Genomic DNA, 19,724 nt, shown 5'->3' with positions numbered 1-19,724 from the left:
TGATACCAAATAGCAAAAAGGGCCCCGCATTTCTGCGGGGCCCTTTTGTTTTGGTTGCGAAAACCGGCGCTTACCGGCTCTCGGGCGTTTCCACCAGCGTGTCGAACTCGTCGCCACCCACGATGTCGTCGTCCATCGGGGCTGCCAGCGCCGCCGCGGCTTCCGCCTCGGCCTGACGCGCGTCGATCACCTTCTGGTCGCGCTCGGTGGCGATGCGGCGCACCTTCTGGGTCGCACCACCGGTGCCCGCCGGGATCAGGCGGCCCACGATGATGTTTTCCTTCAGGCCCACGAGCTTGTCGCGCTTGCCCTGCACCGAAGCCTCGGTGAGCACGCGGGTCGTTTCCTGGAACGAGGCCGCCGAAACGAAGCTGCGGGTCTGCAGCGACGCCTTGGTGATCCCGAGCAGGATCGGCTCGCCCTGAGCTTGGCGCCCACCCTTCGACACGGCCTTCTCGTTGGCAGCGTCAAACTCGGCCTTGTCCACATGCTCGCCCTTCAGCAGCGTGGTGTCGCCGCTGTCGAGGATCTCCCACTTCTGGAGCATCTGCCGAACGATAACCTCGATGTGCTTGTCGTTAATCTTCACGCCCTGAAGGCGATAAACGTCCTGCACCTCGTCGATCATGTATTCGGCCAGCGCTTCGACACCCATGATGGACAGGATGTCATGCGGCGCCGGGTTGCCGTCCATGATGTAGTCACCCTTCTGCACGAAGTCGCCTTCCTGCACCGGGATGTGCTTGCCCTTGGGCACCATGTATTCAATCGGCTCTTGGCTCTCGTCGCCCGGCACAATGGAGATCCGGCGCTTGTTCTTGTAGTCGCGCCCGAACTTCACGTAGCCGTCGGCCTCGGCGATGATCGCGTGGTCCTTGGGACGGCGGGCTTCGAAGAGTTCGGCCACACGCGGCAGACCACCGGTGATGTCCTTCGTCTTCGCGCCTTCCCGCGGGATACGTGCAACCACGTCACCCTGTTTGACCTCGTCACCATCTTCAACCGACAGAACCGCATCAACCGACATCGGGTAGGTCACCGGGTTACCCGCATCGTTGCGCACGGGCTCGCCGTCTTCACCCACCACAAGGATCTCGGGCTTGAGCTCGTTGCCCTTGGGTGCGGTGCGCCAGTCGATCACGATCTTCTGGGTCATGCCGGTGGCGTCGTCGGTCTCGTCTTTCACGGCAATGCCGGTCGTGAGGTCAACAAACTTCGCGGTACCGGACTTCTCGGCAATGATCGGCAGGGTGTAGGGATCCCACTCATAGAGCTTGTCGCCGCGGGCAACCTTCTGGCCGTCGGTCACAAAGACCTTGGAACCATAAGTCACCTTGTGGCTGGCGCGCTCGGTGCCGTTGGCGTCGATGATCGCAAGGACCATGTTGCGGCCCATCACGATCTGCTCGCCTGCCTCGTTCTTGAGGAGGGTCGCATTGCGCAGCTCCACGGTGCCCTCTTGCGAGGCCTCCTGGAACGATTGCTGACCACCCTGAGCAACGCCGCCGATGTGGAAGGTCCGCATCGTCAGCTGGGTGCCGGGCTCACCGATCGACTGCGCGGCGATGATGCCGACAGCCTCGCCGGTGTTGACCATGGTGCCGCGGGCAAGGTCGCGCCCGTAGCACATGGCGCACACGCCCTCTTCGGCCTCACAGGTCAGCGGCGAGCGCATCCGCACGGTGGCGACATTGGCCTGCTCGACCATATCGGCCTTGCGCTCGTCGATCAGCTCGTTGCGGGCCACGATCACTTCGTCTGTGCCGGGGTCCACGATGTCCTCAGCCGCAACCCGGCCCAGGATGCGTTCAGCCAGGCTGCTCACCACTTCACCGTCATTGACGGCGGCAGCTGCGGTGATCGCCCGCTCGGTGCCGCAGTCGTGCTGACGGATGATGCAGTCCTGCGCCACGTCCACCAGACGGCGGGTCAGGTAGCCCGAGTTCGCCGTTTTCAGAGCGGTATCCGACAGACCCTTCCGGGCGCCGTGGGTGGAGTTGAAGTACTCCAACACGGTCAGACCTTCCTTAAAGTTCGAGATGATCGGCGTCTCGATGATCTCGCCCGAAGGCTTGGCCATCAGGCCGCGCATCCCGCCCAGCTGCTTCATCTGCGTAACCGAGCCACGGGCACCGGAGTGGGCCATCATGTACACACTGTTGGGCTCCGCCTCAGCGCCATTCTCATCGCGCTTGTTGGCCGAGATCGTGTCCATCATGGCGTCCGTGACGCGGTCGTTACACTTGGACCATGCATCGACAACCTTGTTGTACTTTTCGCCCTGAGTGATCAGGCCGTCCATGTACTGCTGCTCGAAGTCCTTCACCTGCTCGCGGGTGTCGTCCACGATGGTCCACTTGTTGTCGGGGATCACCATGTCGTCCTTGCCGAACGAGATACCGGCGCGGAAGGCCTCCTTGAAGCCCATGCTCATGATCTGGTCACAGAAGATAACCGACTCTTTCTGCCCGCAATAGCGGTAGACGGTGTCGATGACCTGCTGCACCTCTTTCTTCCGAAGGAGGCGGTTGACCAGCTCAAACGGAGCCTTGGCGTTGAGCGGCAGCAGCGCGCCGAGGCGCACGCGGCCCGGCGTGGTTTCAAACCGCTGCCAAACCTCCTGGCCTTCATGGTCGATCTGCTTCACACGGGCCTGGATCTTGGAGTGCATGTGCACCTCGCCAGCGTTCAGCGCGTGCTCCACCTCTTCGACCGAACCGAAGACCATGCCTTCGCCCTTCATGCCTTCGCGCTCCATCGTGATGTAATAGAGGCCAAGGATCATATCCTGCGAGGGCACGATGATCGGTGCGCCGTTGGCAGGGGAGAGGACGTTGTTGGTCGACATCATCAGGACGCGGGCTTCAAGCTGGGCTTCCAGCGAGAGCGGCACGTGCACGGCCATCTGGTCACCGTCGAAGTCGGCGTTGAAGGCCGAGCAGACGAGCGGGTGCAGCTGAATGGCCTTGCCTTCGATCAGCTGGGGTTCAAACGCCTGAATGCCAAGACGGTGGAGCGTGGGCGCACGGTTCAGCAGAACCGGGTGCTCGCGGATCACCTCGTCGAGGATATCCCACACCTCGGGGCGCTCTTTTTCCACCAGCTTCTTCGCCTGCTTCACAGTGCTGGAAAGGCCCTTGGCCTCCAGCCGCGAGTAGATGAAGGGCTTGAAGAGTTCGAGCGCCATCTTCTTGGGCAGGCCACACTGGTGCAGCTTCAGCTCGGGGCCGGTCACAATCACCGAACGACCCGAGAAGTCGACGCGCTTACCCAGAAGGTTCTGGCGGAAGCGGCCCTGTTTGCCCTTGAGCATGTCAGAGAGAGACTTCAGCGGACGCTTGTTCGCACCGGTGATGGTGCGGCCACGGCGGCCGTTGTCGAAGAGCGCGTCAACCGACTCCTGCAGCATCCGCTTTTCGTTGCGGATGATGATGTCGGGCGCGCGCAGCTCGATCAGGCGCTTCAGACGGTTGTTCCGGTTGATGACCCGGCGATACAGATCGTTCAGGTCGGAGGTCGCAAAGCGGCCACCGTCCAGCGGCACCAGCGGGCGCAGCTCGGGCGGGATCACCGGGATCACGGTCAGCACCATCCACTCGGGGCGGTTGCCGGATTCGAGGAAGCTCTCAACGATCTTCAGACGCTTGATGATCTTCTTGGGCTTCAGCTCGCCGGTGGCCTCTTTCAGGTCGGCGCGCAGCTGCTCGGCTTCGCCCTCAAGGTCGATCTGGCTGAGCATCTCGCGGATCGCCTCGGCACCGATGTTCGCCGAGAAGGCGTCCATCCCGTAGGCGTCCTGCGCATCCATGTACTCCTCTTCGGTCATCAGCTGACCGTAGGTGAGGTCCGTCAGGCCCGGCTCGATCACCACGTAGTTTTCGAAGTAGAGAATACGCTCGAGGTCACGCAGGGTCATGTCCAGCATGAGGCCGATCCGGCTGGGGAGCGACTTCAGAAACCAGATGTGCGCAACCGGCGCGGCCAGCTCGATGTGGCCCATGCGCTCACGGCGGACCTTTTGCAGCGTGACTTCCACGCCGCATTTCTCGCAGACAACGCCGCGATACTTCATCCGCTTATACTTGCCGCAAAGGCACTCGTAGTCCTTGATCGGGCCAAAGATACGGGCGCAGAACAGGCCGTCGCGCTCGGGCTTGAAGGTCCGGTAGTTGATCGTCTCGGGTTTCTTGATCTCACCGAAAGACCAAGAGAGGATCCGCTCCGGCGAAGCGAGCGAGACCTTGATCTCGTCAAACACCTTCGGCGGGGTGAGCGGGTTGAACGGGTTGTTCGTCAGTTCCTGGTTCATCTTGAATTCCTCAAAGTTGTGCAGATGGGAGAGGCGGACGCGCCTTGAGAGCGCGCCCGTCGCGGGCCGAGGCCCTTATTCCTCGCCCTCCGCATCCAGGAGTTCCATGTTCAGGCCGAGGCCGCGGACTTCCTTGACGAGCACGTTGAAGCTCTCGGGAATGCCCGCCTCGAAGTTGTCCTCGCCCTTGACGATCGACTCATACACCTTGGTCCGGCCAGCCACGTCGTCCGACTTCACGGTCAGCATCTCCTGCAGGGTGTAGGCGGCGCCATAGGCTTCCAGAGCCCAGACTTCCATTTCCCCGAAACGCTGGCCACCGAACTGGGCCTTACCACCGAGCGGCTGCTGGGTGACGAGGCTGTAGGGGCCGGTCGAACGTGCGTGGATCTTGTCGTCCACAAGGTGGTGCAGCTTCAGCAGATACTTGATGCCCACGGTCACCGGGCGGGCAAACTGCTCGCCGGTGCGGCCATCAAACAGGATCGACTGGCCGCTTTCGCTAAAGCCCGCGCGGGTGAGCGCATCGTTCACGTCAGCTTCCTTGGCCCCGTCAAAGACCGGCGTGGCAATCGGCACACCGCGGGTCACATTGCCAGCGGTCTCAAGGATCATACCCTCGTCGAGCGACTGGATGTGCTCCTCATAGGCCTCTTCGCCATAGGCAATTTTCATGGCGTCGCGCACCGGGGTCAGGTCGCCGGAGCGGCGGTATTCGCCAAGCGCCTCGTCCACCTGAATGCCAAGCCCGCGAGAGGCCCAGCCCATGTGCGTTTCGAGAATCTGACCAACGTTCATCCGCGACGGCACGCCGAGCGGGTTGAGCACGAAGTCGACGGGGGTGCCGTCACCGAGGAAGGGCATGTCTTCCACGGGCACAACGCGGGAGATAACACCCTTGTTGCCGTGACGGCCGGCCATCTTGTCGCCGGGCTGAAGCTTGCGCTTCACCGCGATGAAGACTTTGACCATCTTCATCACGCCCGGGGGCAGATCGTCGCCGCGGCGCACCTTCTCCACCTTGTCCTCGAAACGGGCATCGAGCACGCGCTTTTGCGCCTCGTATTGCGCGTTCAGGGCCTCGATGGCCTGCGCCTCATGCTCTTCGCCCACGGCAAGCTGCCACCACTGGCCGCGCGACAGGCTGTCGAGCAGCTCTTCGGTGACCTCGGACTTGGGCTTCACGCCTTTCGGCCCCTTGATCGCCATCTTGCCCAGGATCATGTCCTTCAGACGGGCATAGATGTTGCGGTCGAGGATCGCGAGCTCGTCGTCCCGGTCACGTGCAAGGCGTTCCACCTCTTCACGCTCAATCTGAAGCGCCCGCTCGTCCTTCTCAACGCCGTGGCGGTTGAAGACGCGCACTTCCACGACCGTGCCGAAATCGCCCGGGGGCAGACGCAGCGAGGTGTCGCGCACGTCAGAGGCCTTTTCGCCGAAGATCGCGCGAAGCAGCTTCTCTTCCGGGGTCATCGGGCTTTCGCCCTTCGGGGTGATCTTGCCGACGAGAATGTCACCGGGGCCAACTTCGGCACCGATATACACGATCCCGGCTTCGTCGAGGTTGCGCAGGGCTTCCTCGCCGACGTTCGGGATGTCGCGGGTGATCTCTTCCGGGCCAAGCTTGGTGTCGCGCGCGGCCACTTCGAATTCTTCGATGTGGACCGAGGTAAACACGTCATCCTTGGCGATGCGCTCGGAGATGAGGATGGAGTCCTCGTAGTTGTAGCCGTTCCACGGCATGAAGGCGACGACGACGTTCTTGCCGAGGGCCAGTTCGCCCATGTCGGTCGAGGGACCGTCGGCGATGACTTCGCCCTTCACCACCGTGTCACCCACCTTCACCAGCGGACGCTGGTTGATGCAGGTGTTCTGGTTGGAGCGCTGGAACTTGCGCAGGCGGTAGATGTCCACGCCCGGATCGCCCGGCTCAAGGTCTTCGGTGGCGCGCACAACGATCCGCTGGGCATCGACCTGGTCGATGATCCCGCTGCGGAACGCCTGAATGGCGGCGCCGGAGTCGATGGCCACCTTGCGCTCGATCCCGGTGCCCACAAGCGGAGCCTCGGCCTGCAGCAGCGGCACCGCCTGCTTCTGCATGTTCGAGCCCATGAGGGCGCGGTTGGCGTCGTCGTTTTCGAGGAAGGGGATGAGCGAGGCGGCAACCGAAACCAGCTGTTTCGGCGACACGTCGATCAGGTCCACGTTCTCGTTGGGCGCCAGCGTGTATTCGCCCGACTGGCGGGTGTTGACCATGTCGTTGGTAAACTTGCCGTCCTCGTCGAGCGAGGCGTTGGCCTGAGCCACCGTGTGGCGCATCTCTTCGGTGGCCGACATGTAATGCACTTCATCGGTCACCTTGCCGTTTTCGACGCGGCGATAGGGCGTTTCGATGAAGCCATACTTGTTGACCCGCGCAAAGCTGGCGAGGTTGTTGATCAGGCCGATGTTCGGGCCTTCCGGCGTTTCAATCGGGCACATCCGGCCGTAGTGGGTGGGGTGCACGTCGCGCACCTCGAAGCCGGCACGCTCACGGGTCAGGCCGCCCGGGCCAAGCGCCGAAAGGCGACGCTTGTGGGAGACTTCCGAAAGCGGGTTGGTCTGGTCCATGAACTGCGACAGCTGGCTGGAGCCGAAGAACTCGCGCACCGCAGCAGCGGCAGGCTTGGCGTTGATCAAATCCTGCGGCATCACCGTGTCGATCTCGACAGAGCTCATGCGCTCCTTGATCGCCCGCTCCATGCGGAGCAGACCCACGCGATACTGGTTTTCCATCAGCTCGCCAACCGAGCGGACGCGGCGGTTGCCGAGGTGGTCGATGTCATCCACCTCGCCCTTGCCGTCACGCAGCTCGACAAGGGCCTTGATGCAGGCCACGATGTCTTCCTTGCGCAGCGTGCGCTGGGTGTCTTCGGCATCGAGATCGAGGCGCATGTTCATCTTCACGCGGCCCACGGCGCTGAGGTCGTAGCGCTCGCTGTCAAAGAACAGGCTGTCAAACAGGGTGCTGGCGGCTTCCACGGTGGGCGGCTCGCCGGGGCGCATGACGCGGTAGATGTCCATGAGCGCGGTGTCGCGGTTCATGTTCTTGTCGTTCGCCATGGTGTTGCGGATGTAGGCACCCACGTTCACGCCGTCGATGTCGAGCACCGGAATATCGGTGATGCCCGCGTCCACCAGCTCTTTCAGGGAACCGCCGGTCACTTCACCGTCCTTGTCGGTTTCCCAAGTCAGCTCATCGCCGGCCTCGACGTAGATCGCGCCGGTTTCTTCGTTGATGATGTCCTTGGCGACAAACTTGCCAACAATGTGCTCGAAGGGGATCAGCAGATCGGTGATCTCACCCTCGTCGATGATCTTCTTCACCGCGCGGGGCGTCACCTTCTTGCCAGCTTCGGCAATCACTTCGCCGGTCTTGGCGTCAACAAGGTCATAGGCCGGGCGGGTGCCGCGCACGCGCTCAGGGAAGAACTTGGTGACCCAGCCCTTGTTCTTCTTCAGCTTGTAGCTGACCGTGTCGTAGTAGGCGTCCATGATCGCCTCCTGATCCAGCCCGAGGGCATAGAGCAGGGTGGTCACGGGCAGTTTGCGGCGACGGTCGATACGCGCAAAGACGATGTCCTTGGCGTCAAACTCGAAGTCCAGCCAGGAGCCGCGATAGGGGATGATCCGGCAGGCGAAGAGCAGCTTGCCGCTGGCGTGGGTCTTGCCTTTGTCGTGGTCAAAGAACACGCCGGGCGAACGGTGCATCTGGGAGACGATCACACGCTCGGTGCCGTTCACCACGAAGGTGCCGTTGGGCGTCATCAGGGGCATGTCGCCCATGAACACGTCTTGTTCCTTGATGTCCTTCACCGACTTGGCGCCAGTGTCTTCGTCCACATCAAACACGATGAGGCGCAGCGTCACCTTCAGCGGGGCGCTGTAGGTCATGTCGCGCTGCTGGCACTCTTCGGTGTCGTACTTGGGCTTTTCCAGCTCGTACTTGACGAATTCAAGCACGGCGGTTTCGTTGAAATCCTTGATCGGGAAAACACCCTGAAACACGCCCATGATGCCATCACCATCCGTGGGCTCGGGCTGGTCGCCGGATTTCAGAAACAGGTCGTAGGAGCTTTTCTGAACCTCGATAAGGTTCGGCATCTCCAGAACTTCGCGGATTTTGCCGTAGTAACGGCGGAAACGTTTGTGGCCGAGGAGGGTCGTCGCCATCTGGTCTAGTACCTTTCGTCTGTCGCCGCGCGAGCTTCCGTCGGGGCACCGGAAGCGTGCGGCTCACGAATGAAGGGCGTCCGGGATCAATACCAGCCCACCGTCCCACCGGCAGGCACCCGATCCAATCGAACGCGCCTTGGAAAGAACCTCTCGCAGAGGCGCTTGCCGAGACGCATTCGGCTGGACCCGGATTTTGCCCGGATCCAGCCAATTCTCTATCGGGCCACCCGCGCGGGGCGGCGGCCGATTACTTGAGCTCCACCTCGGCGCCAGCTGCTTCCAGCTTGCCCTTGATGTCTTCGGCTTCGGCTTTGTCGACGCCTTCTTTGACGGCTTTGCCGCCAGCTTCGACCAGCTCTTTGGCCTCTTTCAGGCCCAGGCCGGTGATGGCGCGGACTTCCTTGATCACGTTGATCTTCTGGGCACCAGCGGCCTTCAGGATCACGTCGAACTCGGACTTTTCTTCGGCAGCACCGCCAGCGTCGCCGCCAGCAGGACCAGCCATCATCACTGCGCCGCCAGCTGCGGGCTCGATGCCGTACTCGTCTTTCAGGATGGTTTTCAGTTCTTGGGCTTCGAGAAGGGTCAGACCCACGATCTCTTCAGCAAGTTTTTTCAGATCAGCCATTTTTTGCTTTCCGTCTGTCTAGATGTGTTCCAACGCGAGGTAATCAACCCCTACGCGGCTCTCATTCGTTGCCTTACGCGGCCTTCTCTTCGATGGTCGAAAGGATGGACGCGATATTCGAGGCAGGTGCGCCAATGGCGCCGGCGATGTTGGAAGCAGGCGCACCGATGCAGCCCACGATGGAAGCAATAAGCTCCTCGCGAGACGGCATGGCGGCGACGGCTTTCACACCAGCGACGTCCAGAGCGTTCTCACCCATGGCACCACCGAGGATTTCGAGCTTGTCGTTATCCTTCGAGTAGGCCTGAACAACCTTGGCCGCAGCCACAGGATCTTCAGAGTAAGCAAGAACGGTCATACCCGTCAGAAGATCGGCGATGCTGGCGCAAGGCTTCCCTTCCAGGGCGATCTTGGCGAGCCTGTTCTTGGCGACACGTACGGACCCACCAGCTTCGCGCATCTGCGCGCGCAGGTCCTGCATCTCGGCAACCGTGAGACCCTCGTAGTGGGAGACCACAACGACGCCAGAGCTTTCGAAAATCTGGCCGAGTTCCTCGACCACTTTCTCTTTCTGGGCTCTATCCACAGTTTCACTCCAATTTGGGCAGGATCATTCCCGCCCGGCTCTTTTTTGCTGGCCGGGGCCAACACTCAGGTCCGTGCTACGGGGCTGAAACCAAGTTCGCCCGAGAGAAACCCCGCGGGAAAACATGTTCTGACCCGTCTCAGGCAGGAAATTAAGGGGTTCGGACGAACTCCACCCACCGTCTTGGACGAAACGCAAAACAGCGCACGACGAATCGCACGCTGGCTTGCAGGGGGCGGTTTAGTAGTTGCGCCCGCGAAGGGCAAGGCCAGAAGCCTCACGAGGCCGCGATTTTTGCTGTGAACGGGGGTGGCCCCACCCGCCAAACCGGCAGAACATCATCCGGCCCAGCGCTCCCTTGCCGCCGTTGGCACATGCCCTCGGTTCATCCGGCCCGGGCCAGCGGCCCCTGCCCTCACTTCGGGTCGATGTTCGTCAGCATCTGGCGCATGACCCGCAGGAAAACATCCAAGTCATCCGGGTCGATCCCGCCCACCAGCTCGTTTTCGCATCCAAGGGCCACGTCAAGGATCTGCGCATGCACCTTCAGGCCCAGATCAGACAGCCACCACACCCGCTTTCGCGGATCGCTTGAGGGCTGCTCATACCGCAGATGCTCCATCTCAAGCAGCGTCTTGAGCGACCGGCTCACCGCCGCCTTGTCCATGCGGATCACGTCGCAAATCCGGCTGGCCGTGATCCCCGGCTCGATGTTGAGCATCGACAAAACCCGCCAGTCCGTCAGCCCAAGCCCAAAGTCGCGCCGGTAGATCGCAGAGGTCTTGCGGCCCCATGCGCTGCTCACCGCGTTGAGCAAGAACGGCGCATAGTGGTCAATATCCAAAATCTCCGTCCCGTCGCGTTGACGGGTCGGATCATGGAGGCGTTGCTCCGGAACCTTGAGCTTGTCGGCGCGTGTCATGCAGCTGGCCCTTTCAATCGCTCACGGATAGCCAGAATCCCGGGCCTTGTCACGGGGGCGACCGGCGGCGGACGGGCGGGCGCGCGGGCTTGCAAACACCCCGCGCCACCCGCGCCCGTCCCTGCCCGTCAAAACTGCTCTTCAGGGATATGCACCACCAACCCGTCCATCTCCTCGGTCAGCTTGACCTGACACGAAAGCCGCGAGGTGTCCTTCATCTCGGCCATGGCGCAATCCAGCATATCTTCCTCACTCTCCGAGCGCGGCTCGGCCTTTTCGGCCCAGGCCTCGTCGAGGTAAACATGGCAGGTCGCGCAAGCCATCGAGCCGCCGCATTCGGCAACGATCCCGGGCACATTTGCGCCCACGGCAAGCTGCATCACGGAGTCGCCCGCCTTGCCCTCCACCACGGTTTCGCTGCCGTCGTGCTGCACGTAAGTTACCTTCACCATTCCTGTCTCCGTCAGTTCGCAATGAGTTTCAGCGGCAGCCGGTCGAGCGCGCGGATCGCGTTGTTGGGCCGCCACACGGCCTCGCCCGCCGGTTCGATCCGGGCCACCTTTTCGGCCATCACCGAAAGCAGCGCTTCCAGCTCGCCCCGCGCAATGTTCTGCCCGACGCAGCCGTGAATCCCGGCACCAAAGGCCATATGGCCCACCGGGCGCCGGTCGATCCGAAAGGCCTCTGGGTCGCCCCACTTTTCCGGGTCCATATTGGCCGCGCCCAGCACACAAAGCACCTTGGCCCCCTCGGGCACCGGATGGCCGGCAATCTGGGTATCCAGATTGGCGGTGCGCAGGAAGGTATGCACCGGCGAGGTGATCCGCAGCACCTCCTCAAACGCCGGGCGTGCGAGCGACGGGTCGGCCCTGAGCGCTTCCCATTGGTCCGGGTTCTGCGAGAAGCACCAGAGCGCGTTGCCAATACCGGTCACGGTGGTGTCGACCCCGGCCGACAGGAACGAGCGCACCAGCATCCCCGCCTCCTCCGGCGTGATCTCTCCGGCATCCGCCGCGCCATACACCAGCGCGCCCAGCCCGTCCTCCGTCAGCCGGTCGCGCGCGCAGGCGGCGTTGATCCAAGCCGCCACCTCCGGCGCGCGGGCCATGGCGGCGCGGCGCAGCGCATTGTCCGGCCCCACCGCGTTGAAAACGATCGCCCCGTAATCCACCAGATGGCGCGGGTTCACATCGCGCATCCCCACGGCACGCGGGAACACGGCGGTGGGGAAGGCCTCGGCAAGGTCCGCCACCCCTTCGATCTCGCTGCGCTCCAACATCGCATCGACGATGCGTTCCGCCTGCGCGCTGAAATCGTCCATCAGCCCGCGCACCACCTTGGGCGAAAGCGCCTTGGACATCACCCGCCGGGTCTTGGTGTGATCGGGCGGGTCCACCTCAAGGATGATCGAGGGCGGGCGCCACGGCTTTTCGAGCTTGAAGTCGTTCAGCCCGATCCCGCGCGACGAAACAAAGTTTTCATGGTCCGAAAAGGTGGCCTTGGTCTCCTCGTAGCGGCCCACCGCCAGCACCTGATAGCGCGGGATATAGGCCACCGGCCCGGCCTCGCGCAGCGCCTCGTACCACGGGAACGGATCGGCCAGCACTTCCTCGGCATAGGGGTCGATATCCAGCACCGGAATCGCAGCATTCGGGGTGAGCGGCTTATGACCTTCAATCAGTGTCATGCGCTGTCCTTTCAGTGGCTCATCGCAACGCCGATATGGCGTTCGAGGAGGTCAGAGTTCTTGAGGCTCTCGGCGGGGCCGTCATGCACGATGCCGCCGCCCGCCATCAGCAGGGCGCGGGAGGCAAAGCCCAGCGCCGCCTCCGCGTGCTGCTCCACCAGCACCACGGTGCGGCGGCCATCTGCGGCGATATCCTCGAACACCTGCATGAGCTGTTCGCAAATCACCGGGGCAAGGCCCTCCAGCGGCTCATCCAAGAGCAGGATCTCGGGGCCGGTCATCAGCGTGCGGGCAATCGCCAGCATCTGCTGCTCACCGCCCGAAAGCTGTGCCCCGCCGTTGCGCCGCCGTTCCTTGAGCCGCGGAAACAGCGTATAGGCCTCGTCCAGCGTCGCCTCCCCGCTTTGCGCGGCCAGCAGGTTTTCCTCCACCGAGAGCGATTTGAAGATATCCCGCGTCTGCGGCACCAGCCCCACGCCCAACGCGTTGCGGCGGTAGGGCGCGAGCGCGGTTACGTCCTGCCCGTTCACCGCCACCCTGCCGCCATGCATCCGGGTGAGGCCCATGATGGTGGCCAGCAGCGTGGTTTTGCCCGCCCCGTTGCGCCCGATCACCGCCAGCCGCTCGCCGCGCGGCAGGGCAAGGCTGATGCTGTTGAGCACATGGGTCGGCCCGTAGCCGGCGGTCACATCGCTGAGGGTCAGCGCATCAGTCATGGCCGTGGCCTCCCAGATAAAGCTCGCGGACCTGCGCGTTGGCGGCGATCTCTTGCGGCGTGCCTTCGGTCAGGATGCGCCCCTGCACCAGCACCACGATCTGCCGCGCCACCCGAAACACGAGGTCCATGTCATGCTCGATGATCAGCACCGCCAGATCAGCAGGCAGCGCCTCGATGGCCTGCACGATCAGGTGGCTCTCCGAAGAGGGCACCCCCGCCGCAGGCTCGTCGAGGATCAGCACCCGGGGCTTGAGAGCCAGCGTCAGCGCCAGCTCCACCAGCCGTTGCTGCCCATAGGCCAAGTCACCCACGCGCCGGTCGGCCAAGGCCTCCAGCGCAAACTGGTCGATCAGCCCCGCCACCTCGGCCTCGGTGTCGCCATCCCCATCCGCCCGGCGAAACAGCCGATAGCCCCGGCCCTGCCGCTCAAGGATGGGCAGCCGCAGGTTTTCGCGCACGGTCAGATCGCGGAACAAGGTGGTGATCTGAAAGGTCTTGGCGATCCCGCGCTTCACCCGCTGGGCCTCGTTCAGCTTGCCGATATCCACCCCGTCAAACCGGATCGTGCCCGAGGATGGCGGCAGGATGCCGGTCACGAGGTTGGAAAACGTGCTCTTGCCCGCCCCGTTGGGCCCGATCAGCGCCTTGCGGTCGCCCGGCTTGAGATCAAAGTCGATGTTTTCCGAAACCGTCAGCCCGCCAAAGCGTTTCGACAGCCCGCGCACCTCAAGACCCTGCATTTCGACCTCCCAGACGCTTCAGCGCCGTTGGCACGGCAATAATTCCGCGCGGCAGGAAGAAGACGACCGCCAGCACCAGTGCGCCGATGACAAAGAGCCAGTTGAACGGGTCGTTCGCCGCCGCCCAGTGATGCACCCACATGAAAATGAGCGTGCCCAGCACCGCGCCATAGAGCCGCCCGGTGCCACCGAGGATCAGCATGATCAGCGCCTCGGCGGAGAGGGTGAAGGAAAAGGACTCGAGGCTCACAAGCTGCGTCACCTGCGCCGAGAGCGCGCCCGCAATCCCCGCAATCGCCCCGCCGATGGTATAGGCCGCAACCCGCCGCCAATACACCGAGGTGCCAATCGCCGCCATCCGCTCGGGGCTTTCGTGGATGCCGCGCAGCGACAGGCCAAAGGGCGCGCGGGTGAGCAACGTCAGGAAGGTGAACACCGCAGCGAGCACTGCCAGCGCATACCAAAAGCCGGTCTGCCCCACGAAGTCGAACTCGAACAGCCCCAGCACCGGCTCCATCCGAATGCCGCGCAGCCCATCGGCCCCGCCGGTCACGTCACGGGCCTTGTTGGCGATCTCATGGCAAATCGAGGCAACGGCGATGGTCAGCATGATCAGCGTCAGCCCATGCGTGCGCAGCACCACAAGGCCCGAGATAAAGGCCAGCGCCGCACCCGCAGCCCCGGCCACCACCAGCCCGGCCAACGGATCGGCCCAGGCGTGGATGGCAAACAGCCCGGCGGCATAGGCCCCGGCGCCGTAAAACGCCGCCTGCCCGAGGGTGGCGATGCCTGCGAAGCCAAGGACCAGATCGAGCGAGAGCACCAGCACCGCCATGATGAGGATGCGGGTGAGGAAGGCGAGGTTGTAGGGCAGCGCGAAGTAGAGCGCGACGGCGAGCGCCAGCAGCGCCAGAGGGGGGAGCCAGCTTTTCATGCCACCCTCCCCATCAGCCCGTTCGGGCGCAGCGCAAGCAGCAGGATCACCAGCGCGAAAAAGGCAATGGTGGCAAAGTCCGGCACCAGATAGCGCGCCGCAGTTTCCAGCAGACCAAGCCCGATAGCCGCGGCAAAGCTTCCGGCAATCGAGCCCATGCCGCCCACCGCAACCACGATCAGGAAAAGCACCATATAGCGCAGCGGGTAATAGGCGTCGATCGGCAGGATCTCGGCCCCCAGCACACCGCCCAGCGCCGCAAGCCCCGCGCCAAGGCCAAAGGCCAGCATGAAGATCAGATCGGTGTTGATGCCATGGGCCGAAGCCGTGCCCCGATTGTCGACCGCCGCCCGCAGACGCATGCCAAAGCGCGTGCGCTCCAGCAGCGCCCACAGCCCCAGCACAACCGCAGCCCCGGCAACGATCACCACCAGCCGATGCACCGGCAAGGTGCGAAAGCCGAGGTCCACACTGGCCTTCAGGCTCTCCGGCAGGGGGATCGACAGCAGGCTGGACCCCTGCCAGAGATTGACGCTCGCGATCATCAAAAAGGTCAGCCCGATGGTCGCCAGCACCTGTTGCAGATCGGTAAAGCCGTAGATCCGGCGGTAGATCACCCGCTCAAGCGGCAGCGAAAGCGCCACCGTGGCGGCCACCCCCAGCAGGGCGGCGGGCCAGAACGGCAAGCCAAGGTCGGCCGCAAACCAATGGGCAAAGGTGCCGCCCAGCAGCGCAAAGCCGCCATGGGCAAGGTTGACCACCCGCATCAGCCCCATGGTGACCGACAGGCCAACCGAGATCATGAAGAGGATCATCCCGTAGGCCACGCCGTCTACGAGTATGTTGAGAAGCAGGGTCATGTCATCTTTCCGCAGGATCGCCCCCGGGCCCGCACACGCAGGCCCGGGGAGAAGATCACTTGTCCCAGCCGAGGTCGCCCACGGTGGCAATCACGCCGGTCTCCCGGTTCACCAGCTTGCCGGTTGCCTCGTCCCGCGCGACTTCGCGGATGTAGACGTTCTGCACCAGCGTCCGGGCGTCCGGGTCCATCTTCACCGGGCCGCGCGGGCTCTCCCATTCAAGGGTCTTCGCGGCCTCCACAGCGGCGGGGCCATCGGTGCCAGCGGCGGCCACCATCTGGTAGATCAAATGCGTGCCGTCATAGGCCCCAACCGAGGCCCAGTTTGCGATGGCATCGGGGAACAGCTCGTTGAGCTTGGCCTGAAAGGCGCGGTTGGCCTCCGAGTCATGCGCACCGGAGTAGTGATAGGCCGTGGTCAGCCCGATGGCCGCATCACCCAGCCCCTGCAGGTTTACCTCTTCGGTCTCCGCCGTCCCGAGAAACTTGATGCCCGCATCGGCAAGGCCGTTCTCGTTGTACGTCTTGGTGTAGGTAAAGGTTGGCGGGCCGCCGGGCAGGAAGGCAAACACCGCATCCGGTGCCTCGTCCCGCACGCGCTGGATGAAGGGGGTGAAATCGGTGGTGGAAAGCGGCATGCGGATCGCATCCACAACCTCGCCTCCCTTGGCCTCGAAGGCCGCCTTGAAGGCGTTCTCGGCGTCGATCCCGGGGCCATAATCCGTCACGGTCGTCGCCGCCGTGCGCATCCCTTGGTCATAGGCCCATTCCGCCAGCGGCGCAGACACCTGCCAAAGCGTGTAGCTGGTGCGCAGGTAGAACGCGCTCTCGCGGTTGATCGAGGAGGTCGCGGCGTTGAAGATCACCGTCGGCGTCTCGCTCTGCTCGATCAGCGGCGCAACGGCCAGCGCGTTGGGGGTAAAGGTGAACCCGGCGAGATAATCCACCTGATCACGGATCAGCAGCTCTTGCGCAAGGCTGCGCGACTGATCCGGGTTCGGCCCGCCAACATCCTTATAGATAAACTCGATCTCATGCTCGCCAGCGCTGGTGCCATGCTGGGCGACATAGGTTTCAACCGCTTCCTGATACTGCTTGCCGTAAATGGCGAAGGGCCCGGAGAAGGGGGCGATCACCCCTACCTTGATGGTGTCCGCAGAGGCGGCAACAGGCAAAGCGGTAGCGATCACGGCCGCGAGGGCCGCGTGAGTGGCGCGTTTCATGGATGTCCTCCCTAGAGTCCCGCATCCCTCCCTGGACACGGAGTTGATGATTCAACTCACGTTAATCTACGGGGTTCACTTGATATGTCAACTGGAATGTTCCCAAGGCCCACCGCGCCGCTCCGAGGCGAGTCTTTAGGGCGGTAGTTTTTGCTTTATTGGCAAGGCGGCGATGCCACGCCGCCCGCCGCCGCCAACAGAAACCAGCCCGCAGATATTCGCAGTTCCACGGCCCCGCGCCGCGCACAAAGGCAGCCCTGCCCAACTCGCCCACCGCCGCCCCCTCCGGCTCGGCGCTCGCCAAATCCCAATCCGCCAGCCCTGCGCTACAGCAGAAAACCCGCACTTTACCAAAGGTCATGGTGCAGGCTTGCAGAATTCAAGGAGACCCGCACCATGCCCATTTCACGCTACACACCCATTATCGCACTCGCCGCCCTGTCCGCCTGCCTCAGCCTGCCGACCGTGCCACACACCCCCGGTGCCGTGGTGCAGCAGGCGCTCTCGGGTGCCAGTATCGTCGGTGCCCTGTCGGACGGCACATCTTATTGCGAGTTCCACGATCCCGGCGGGCTGGTGGTGGGGCGCAACACCGAGGTTTACGCCGGAAACTGGCGGATGAACGGGGATTCGATCTGCTACACCTACACCGGCGAAGCGCCGGACTGTCAGTTTGTCCAGATCAATGACACCCGCGCCGTCTTCGTGGATATGCTCGGCGGAACGACCCTCAGCCAAGGCAACATCATGCCCGGCAACGTGTGCAGCTAAGGCGAAAGGTGGCGGCAAACACCGCCACCCGGGCCGCCTCAGCCCTAAAATATCCTGCTTCTCGCGGCGCTCACATGTCCTGCACCCGCCGGATCTTGCCCATCGCGCTCTCCAACTCCTCCCGGTAGCGGATCGGCTCAAAGAAGTTTCCCCGGTCGTCAAACAGCAGCACGAAGGCCGAGTGATCCATCGTATAGCCCCCGCCCTCCAGCGGGATCTTCGAGGCATAAACCCTGAAAGCCGCAATCGCCTTGTCGATCTCCTCACGCGCGCCCGAAACACCCACAACTCCGGGCACCCACGACACGTAATCCCCGATCACCTCCACCGTGTCCCGCTCCGGGTCGACCGTCACGAAGTAGGTGCGCAACGGATCGCGCCCCTCCTCCGCCAGCTCCGCCTGCCAAAGGTCGATATCGCCCAGCGTCGTCGGGCAAACCTCGGGGCAATGGGCAAAGCCAAAGAACACCGCCGTCGGCGCACCGCGAAGCGTCTCTTCGGTGAAGGCCGCGCCATTGGTGCCCTCCAGCACATAGTCGCCATGCCCAAGATCAATCGCAGCCTCCTCGGTCATCCTCGGGGCCAGAACGGCAAACCAACCAACCGCAAGGAGGGCCAGCAAAGCCAGCCCCCCCGCGACGGTCAGCGCTACTTTTTGCGCTGGTGCCATCAGTTACCACCATGCCCGGAATGGTCACCGTGCCCGCCATGGCCACCGCCGCCGCCGATCTCGTCACGCGGCTTGACCGGGAAGGTCACAGCAACCTCGCCCGCCTTTTCGAAGACCAACACCACCTCGGCCTCTTCCCCGGCCGCCATCGGCCCGGAAAGCTCCATGAACATGATGTGGTAGCCACCCGGCTTCAGCGCCACCGTCTCCCCTGCCGGAATCGGCAAACCATCGGCCAGCTGGCGCATCTTCATCACGTCGCCCTCCATGGCCATCTCGTGCACCTCCATGCGCCCGGCAGCCTCGGAACGTGCGCCAGTCAGCACATCGTCCACATCCCCGGTGTTGGTGATGGTCATGAACCCCCCGGCCACCGGCTGGTTCGGCAGGGTCGCGGCAGCGGCAGGCGCGGTGATCTCCAGCGCGCCCAAGGTCACCTTCTCGGCAGCGCCATGCGCGTGGCCATGCCCGCCATCCCCGGCCACAAGCGTCAGCTTGGGCGCAGGCCCGCTTACATCATGCGAGCCGCTGGTATCGGTCCACTCGGCGGTGCCATTGGCGCAGGTCTGCACCGCCGGAAAGAACATCAGCTCGCCGGCCTCCATCTGCGGCCCCACCGCGCCGCGCAGGGTGAACTCGTCATAATGGTCATCCGCCAAAGCGCCGCCGCTCCATGTCACCGCCCGAACGCCCTCGGTCATCTCTCTGCCGTGGTTGTTGTAGGGCGTTTCATAGGCCCCGGTTTCGGTTCTCAGCTCCCAGCCCGCCTTGGGCATCGGCTTCACGGCATAAAACCCCTCGGGGATCTCGACACGCAAAGTGTGGGTCGCCTCCCCATCGCAACCATGCGGCACCCGCAGAGTGATCTTTGTGGTCGCGCCAATGGCCGCGTCCTTCTGCTCCAGCGTGGCATGAGCATCAGCGGCACCCGCCGCAAGGCACAGGGCAATTGCAGCCCCGATCGTGTGATTGAACATATCTGTCTCCATGAGAATCCGGGCGCAGGACCATCCCGCACCGCACATGCTGGCAGGCCCTGATGGCCCACCGATCTGTTTGGAATCTCAGGCCAGCGGCGGCCCGCGGGTGGAAACGTGGTCAGAAATATGCTGCGGCCCGCGCAGCAAATCGGCCCCGCGCTGCTCGGGGATCACCCGAACAAGGCGCTCCGCAGCATCGGGCGCGGCAAGGCGCGGCGCCTCGGGCAGCTTGTGGCAGAACGGGCAGTGATAGGCAGAGGCCGCGCCGGGCGTGCCGCACAGGTCTTCCACCGAAAAGCCCAGCGCCCGCAGCTCAGCGGCCTCCACGGCCTCTTCCGAGGGCGGCCCCATGTGATGCGCCGAAACGGCCCCCATCACCGCCAGAATAAGCGCGGCGGCAAAGGCAATCAGCGTCTGGCGCAACTCACAAACCATGCGGGCTGAATGCCGCAAGTCGACGCCGATGAAAAGCGCCAAGAATG

The 19,724-nt window shown here is 63.6% G+C and carries 16 protein-coding genes; 1 reads left to right on the top strand and 15 read right to left on the bottom strand.

Annotated elements, in window-relative coordinates:
• Positions 1 to 70 precede the first annotated feature (70 nt).
• The 12 genes from rpoC to ACXAG6_RS03580 form a co-directional block, all read right to left on the bottom strand.
• Positions 71 to 4,309 carry a DNA-directed RNA polymerase subunit beta' gene (gene rpoC / locus ACXAG6_RS03635; RefSeq protein ID WP_475335119.1) on the bottom strand — a complete coding sequence of 1,413 codons (4,239 nt, stop codon included), beginning with the start codon at positions 4,307 to 4,309 and terminating at the stop codon, positions 71 to 73.
• Between the two features lie 75 nt (positions 4,310 to 4,384).
• Positions 4,385 to 8,521, bottom strand: coding sequence for a DNA-directed RNA polymerase subunit beta (gene rpoB / locus ACXAG6_RS03630; protein ID WP_140012656.1), 4,137 nt, complete (start codon positions 8,519 to 8,521; stop codon positions 4,385 to 4,387).
• Positions 8,522 to 8,771: 250 nt separating this feature from the next.
• The gene (gene rplL, locus ACXAG6_RS03625; protein ID WP_475335116.1) at positions 8,772 to 9,152 is read right to left on the bottom strand and encodes a 50S ribosomal protein L7/L12; all 381 of its coding nucleotides are present in this window, start codon (positions 9,150 to 9,152) and stop codon (positions 8,772 to 8,774) included.
• 73 nt (positions 9,153 to 9,225) lie between these two features.
• Positions 9,226 to 9,738, bottom strand: a complete 513-nt coding sequence (gene rplJ / locus ACXAG6_RS03620; RefSeq protein WP_475335114.1) for a 50S ribosomal protein L10 — start codon at positions 9,736 to 9,738, stop codon at positions 9,226 to 9,228.
• 415 nt (positions 9,739 to 10,153) lie between these two features.
• Positions 10,154 to 10,660: a MarR family winged helix-turn-helix transcriptional regulator gene (locus ACXAG6_RS03615; protein ID WP_475335112.1), complete on the bottom strand. Its 507-nt coding sequence runs from the start codon at positions 10,658 to 10,660 to the stop codon at positions 10,154 to 10,156.
• A gap of 128 nt (positions 10,661 to 10,788) precedes the next feature.
• Positions 10,789 to 11,112 carry a 2Fe-2S iron-sulfur cluster-binding protein gene (locus ACXAG6_RS03610; RefSeq protein WP_140012652.1) on the bottom strand — a complete coding sequence of 108 codons (324 nt, stop codon included), beginning with the start codon at positions 11,110 to 11,112 and terminating at the stop codon, positions 10,789 to 10,791.
• 11 nt (positions 11,113 to 11,123) lie between these two features.
• Positions 11,124 to 12,347 carry a cytochrome P450 gene (locus ACXAG6_RS03605; protein ID WP_475335109.1) on the bottom strand — a complete coding sequence of 408 codons (1,224 nt, stop codon included), beginning with the start codon at positions 12,345 to 12,347 and terminating at the stop codon, positions 11,124 to 11,126.
• Positions 12,348 to 12,358: 11 nt separating this feature from the next.
• A complete protein-coding gene (locus ACXAG6_RS03600; protein WP_475335107.1) occupies positions 12,359 to 13,063 on the bottom strand; it encodes an ABC transporter ATP-binding protein in 705 nt (234 codons plus the stop codon).
• Positions 13,056 to 13,805 carry an ABC transporter ATP-binding protein gene (locus ACXAG6_RS03595; RefSeq protein WP_140012649.1) on the bottom strand — a complete coding sequence of 250 codons (750 nt, stop codon included), beginning with the start codon at positions 13,803 to 13,805 and terminating at the stop codon, positions 13,056 to 13,058. The genes ACXAG6_RS03600 and ACXAG6_RS03595 overlap by 8 nt, the downstream gene beginning before the upstream one ends.
• Complete coding sequence (locus tag ACXAG6_RS03590; protein ID WP_475335105.1) at positions 13,792 to 14,739, bottom strand: branched-chain amino acid ABC transporter permease; 948 nt, start codon at positions 14,737 to 14,739, stop codon at positions 13,792 to 13,794. The genes ACXAG6_RS03595 and ACXAG6_RS03590 overlap by 14 nt, the downstream gene beginning before the upstream one ends.
• A complete protein-coding gene (locus ACXAG6_RS03585) occupies positions 14,736 to 15,599 on the bottom strand; it encodes a branched-chain amino acid ABC transporter permease (RefSeq protein WP_475335102.1) in 864 nt (287 codons plus the stop codon). The genes ACXAG6_RS03590 and ACXAG6_RS03585 overlap by 4 nt, the downstream gene beginning before the upstream one ends.
• 55 nt (positions 15,600 to 15,654) lie before the next feature.
• On the bottom strand, positions 15,655 to 16,821 hold the full coding sequence (locus ACXAG6_RS03580; protein WP_475335101.1) for an ABC transporter substrate-binding protein: 1,167 nt from the start codon (positions 16,819 to 16,821) through the stop codon (positions 15,655 to 15,657).
• A gap of 396 nt (positions 16,822 to 17,217) precedes the next feature.
• Here ACXAG6_RS03580 and ACXAG6_RS03575 point away from each other — a divergent pair, with 396 nt between their 5' ends.
• Positions 17,218 to 17,592 (top strand): hypothetical protein, encoded by a 375-nt coding sequence (locus tag ACXAG6_RS03575; RefSeq protein ID WP_475335098.1) that lies wholly within the window; start codon positions 17,218 to 17,220, stop codon positions 17,590 to 17,592.
• 70 nt (positions 17,593 to 17,662) lie between these two features.
• Here ACXAG6_RS03575 and ACXAG6_RS03570 read toward each other — a convergent pair whose 3' ends face one another.
• The 3 genes from ACXAG6_RS03570 to ACXAG6_RS03560 all read right to left on the bottom strand — a co-directional run bounded on the left by ACXAG6_RS03570 (position 17,663) and on the right by ACXAG6_RS03560 (position 19,719).
• A complete protein-coding gene (locus ACXAG6_RS03570; protein ID WP_475335095.1) occupies positions 17,663 to 18,262 on the bottom strand; it encodes an SCO family protein in 600 nt (199 codons plus the stop codon).
• Positions 18,262 to 19,239 carry a DUF1775 domain-containing protein gene (locus ACXAG6_RS03565; RefSeq protein ID WP_475335093.1) on the bottom strand — a complete coding sequence of 326 codons (978 nt, stop codon included), beginning with the start codon at positions 19,237 to 19,239 and terminating at the stop codon, positions 18,262 to 18,264. The genes ACXAG6_RS03570 and ACXAG6_RS03565 overlap by 1 nt, the downstream gene beginning before the upstream one ends.
• A gap of 87 nt (positions 19,240 to 19,326) precedes the next feature.
• Positions 19,327 to 19,719, bottom strand: a complete 393-nt coding sequence (locus tag ACXAG6_RS03560; RefSeq protein ID WP_475335091.1) for a hypothetical protein — start codon at positions 19,717 to 19,719, stop codon at positions 19,327 to 19,329.
• Positions 19,720 to 19,724: the final 5 nt, after the last annotated feature.

It is taken from the genome of Vannielia sp. ABF1_015, assembly GCF_056160745.1.
Note: the sequence above shows the minus strand (reverse complement) of the source record. Positions and strands in the feature narration are given on the sequence as shown.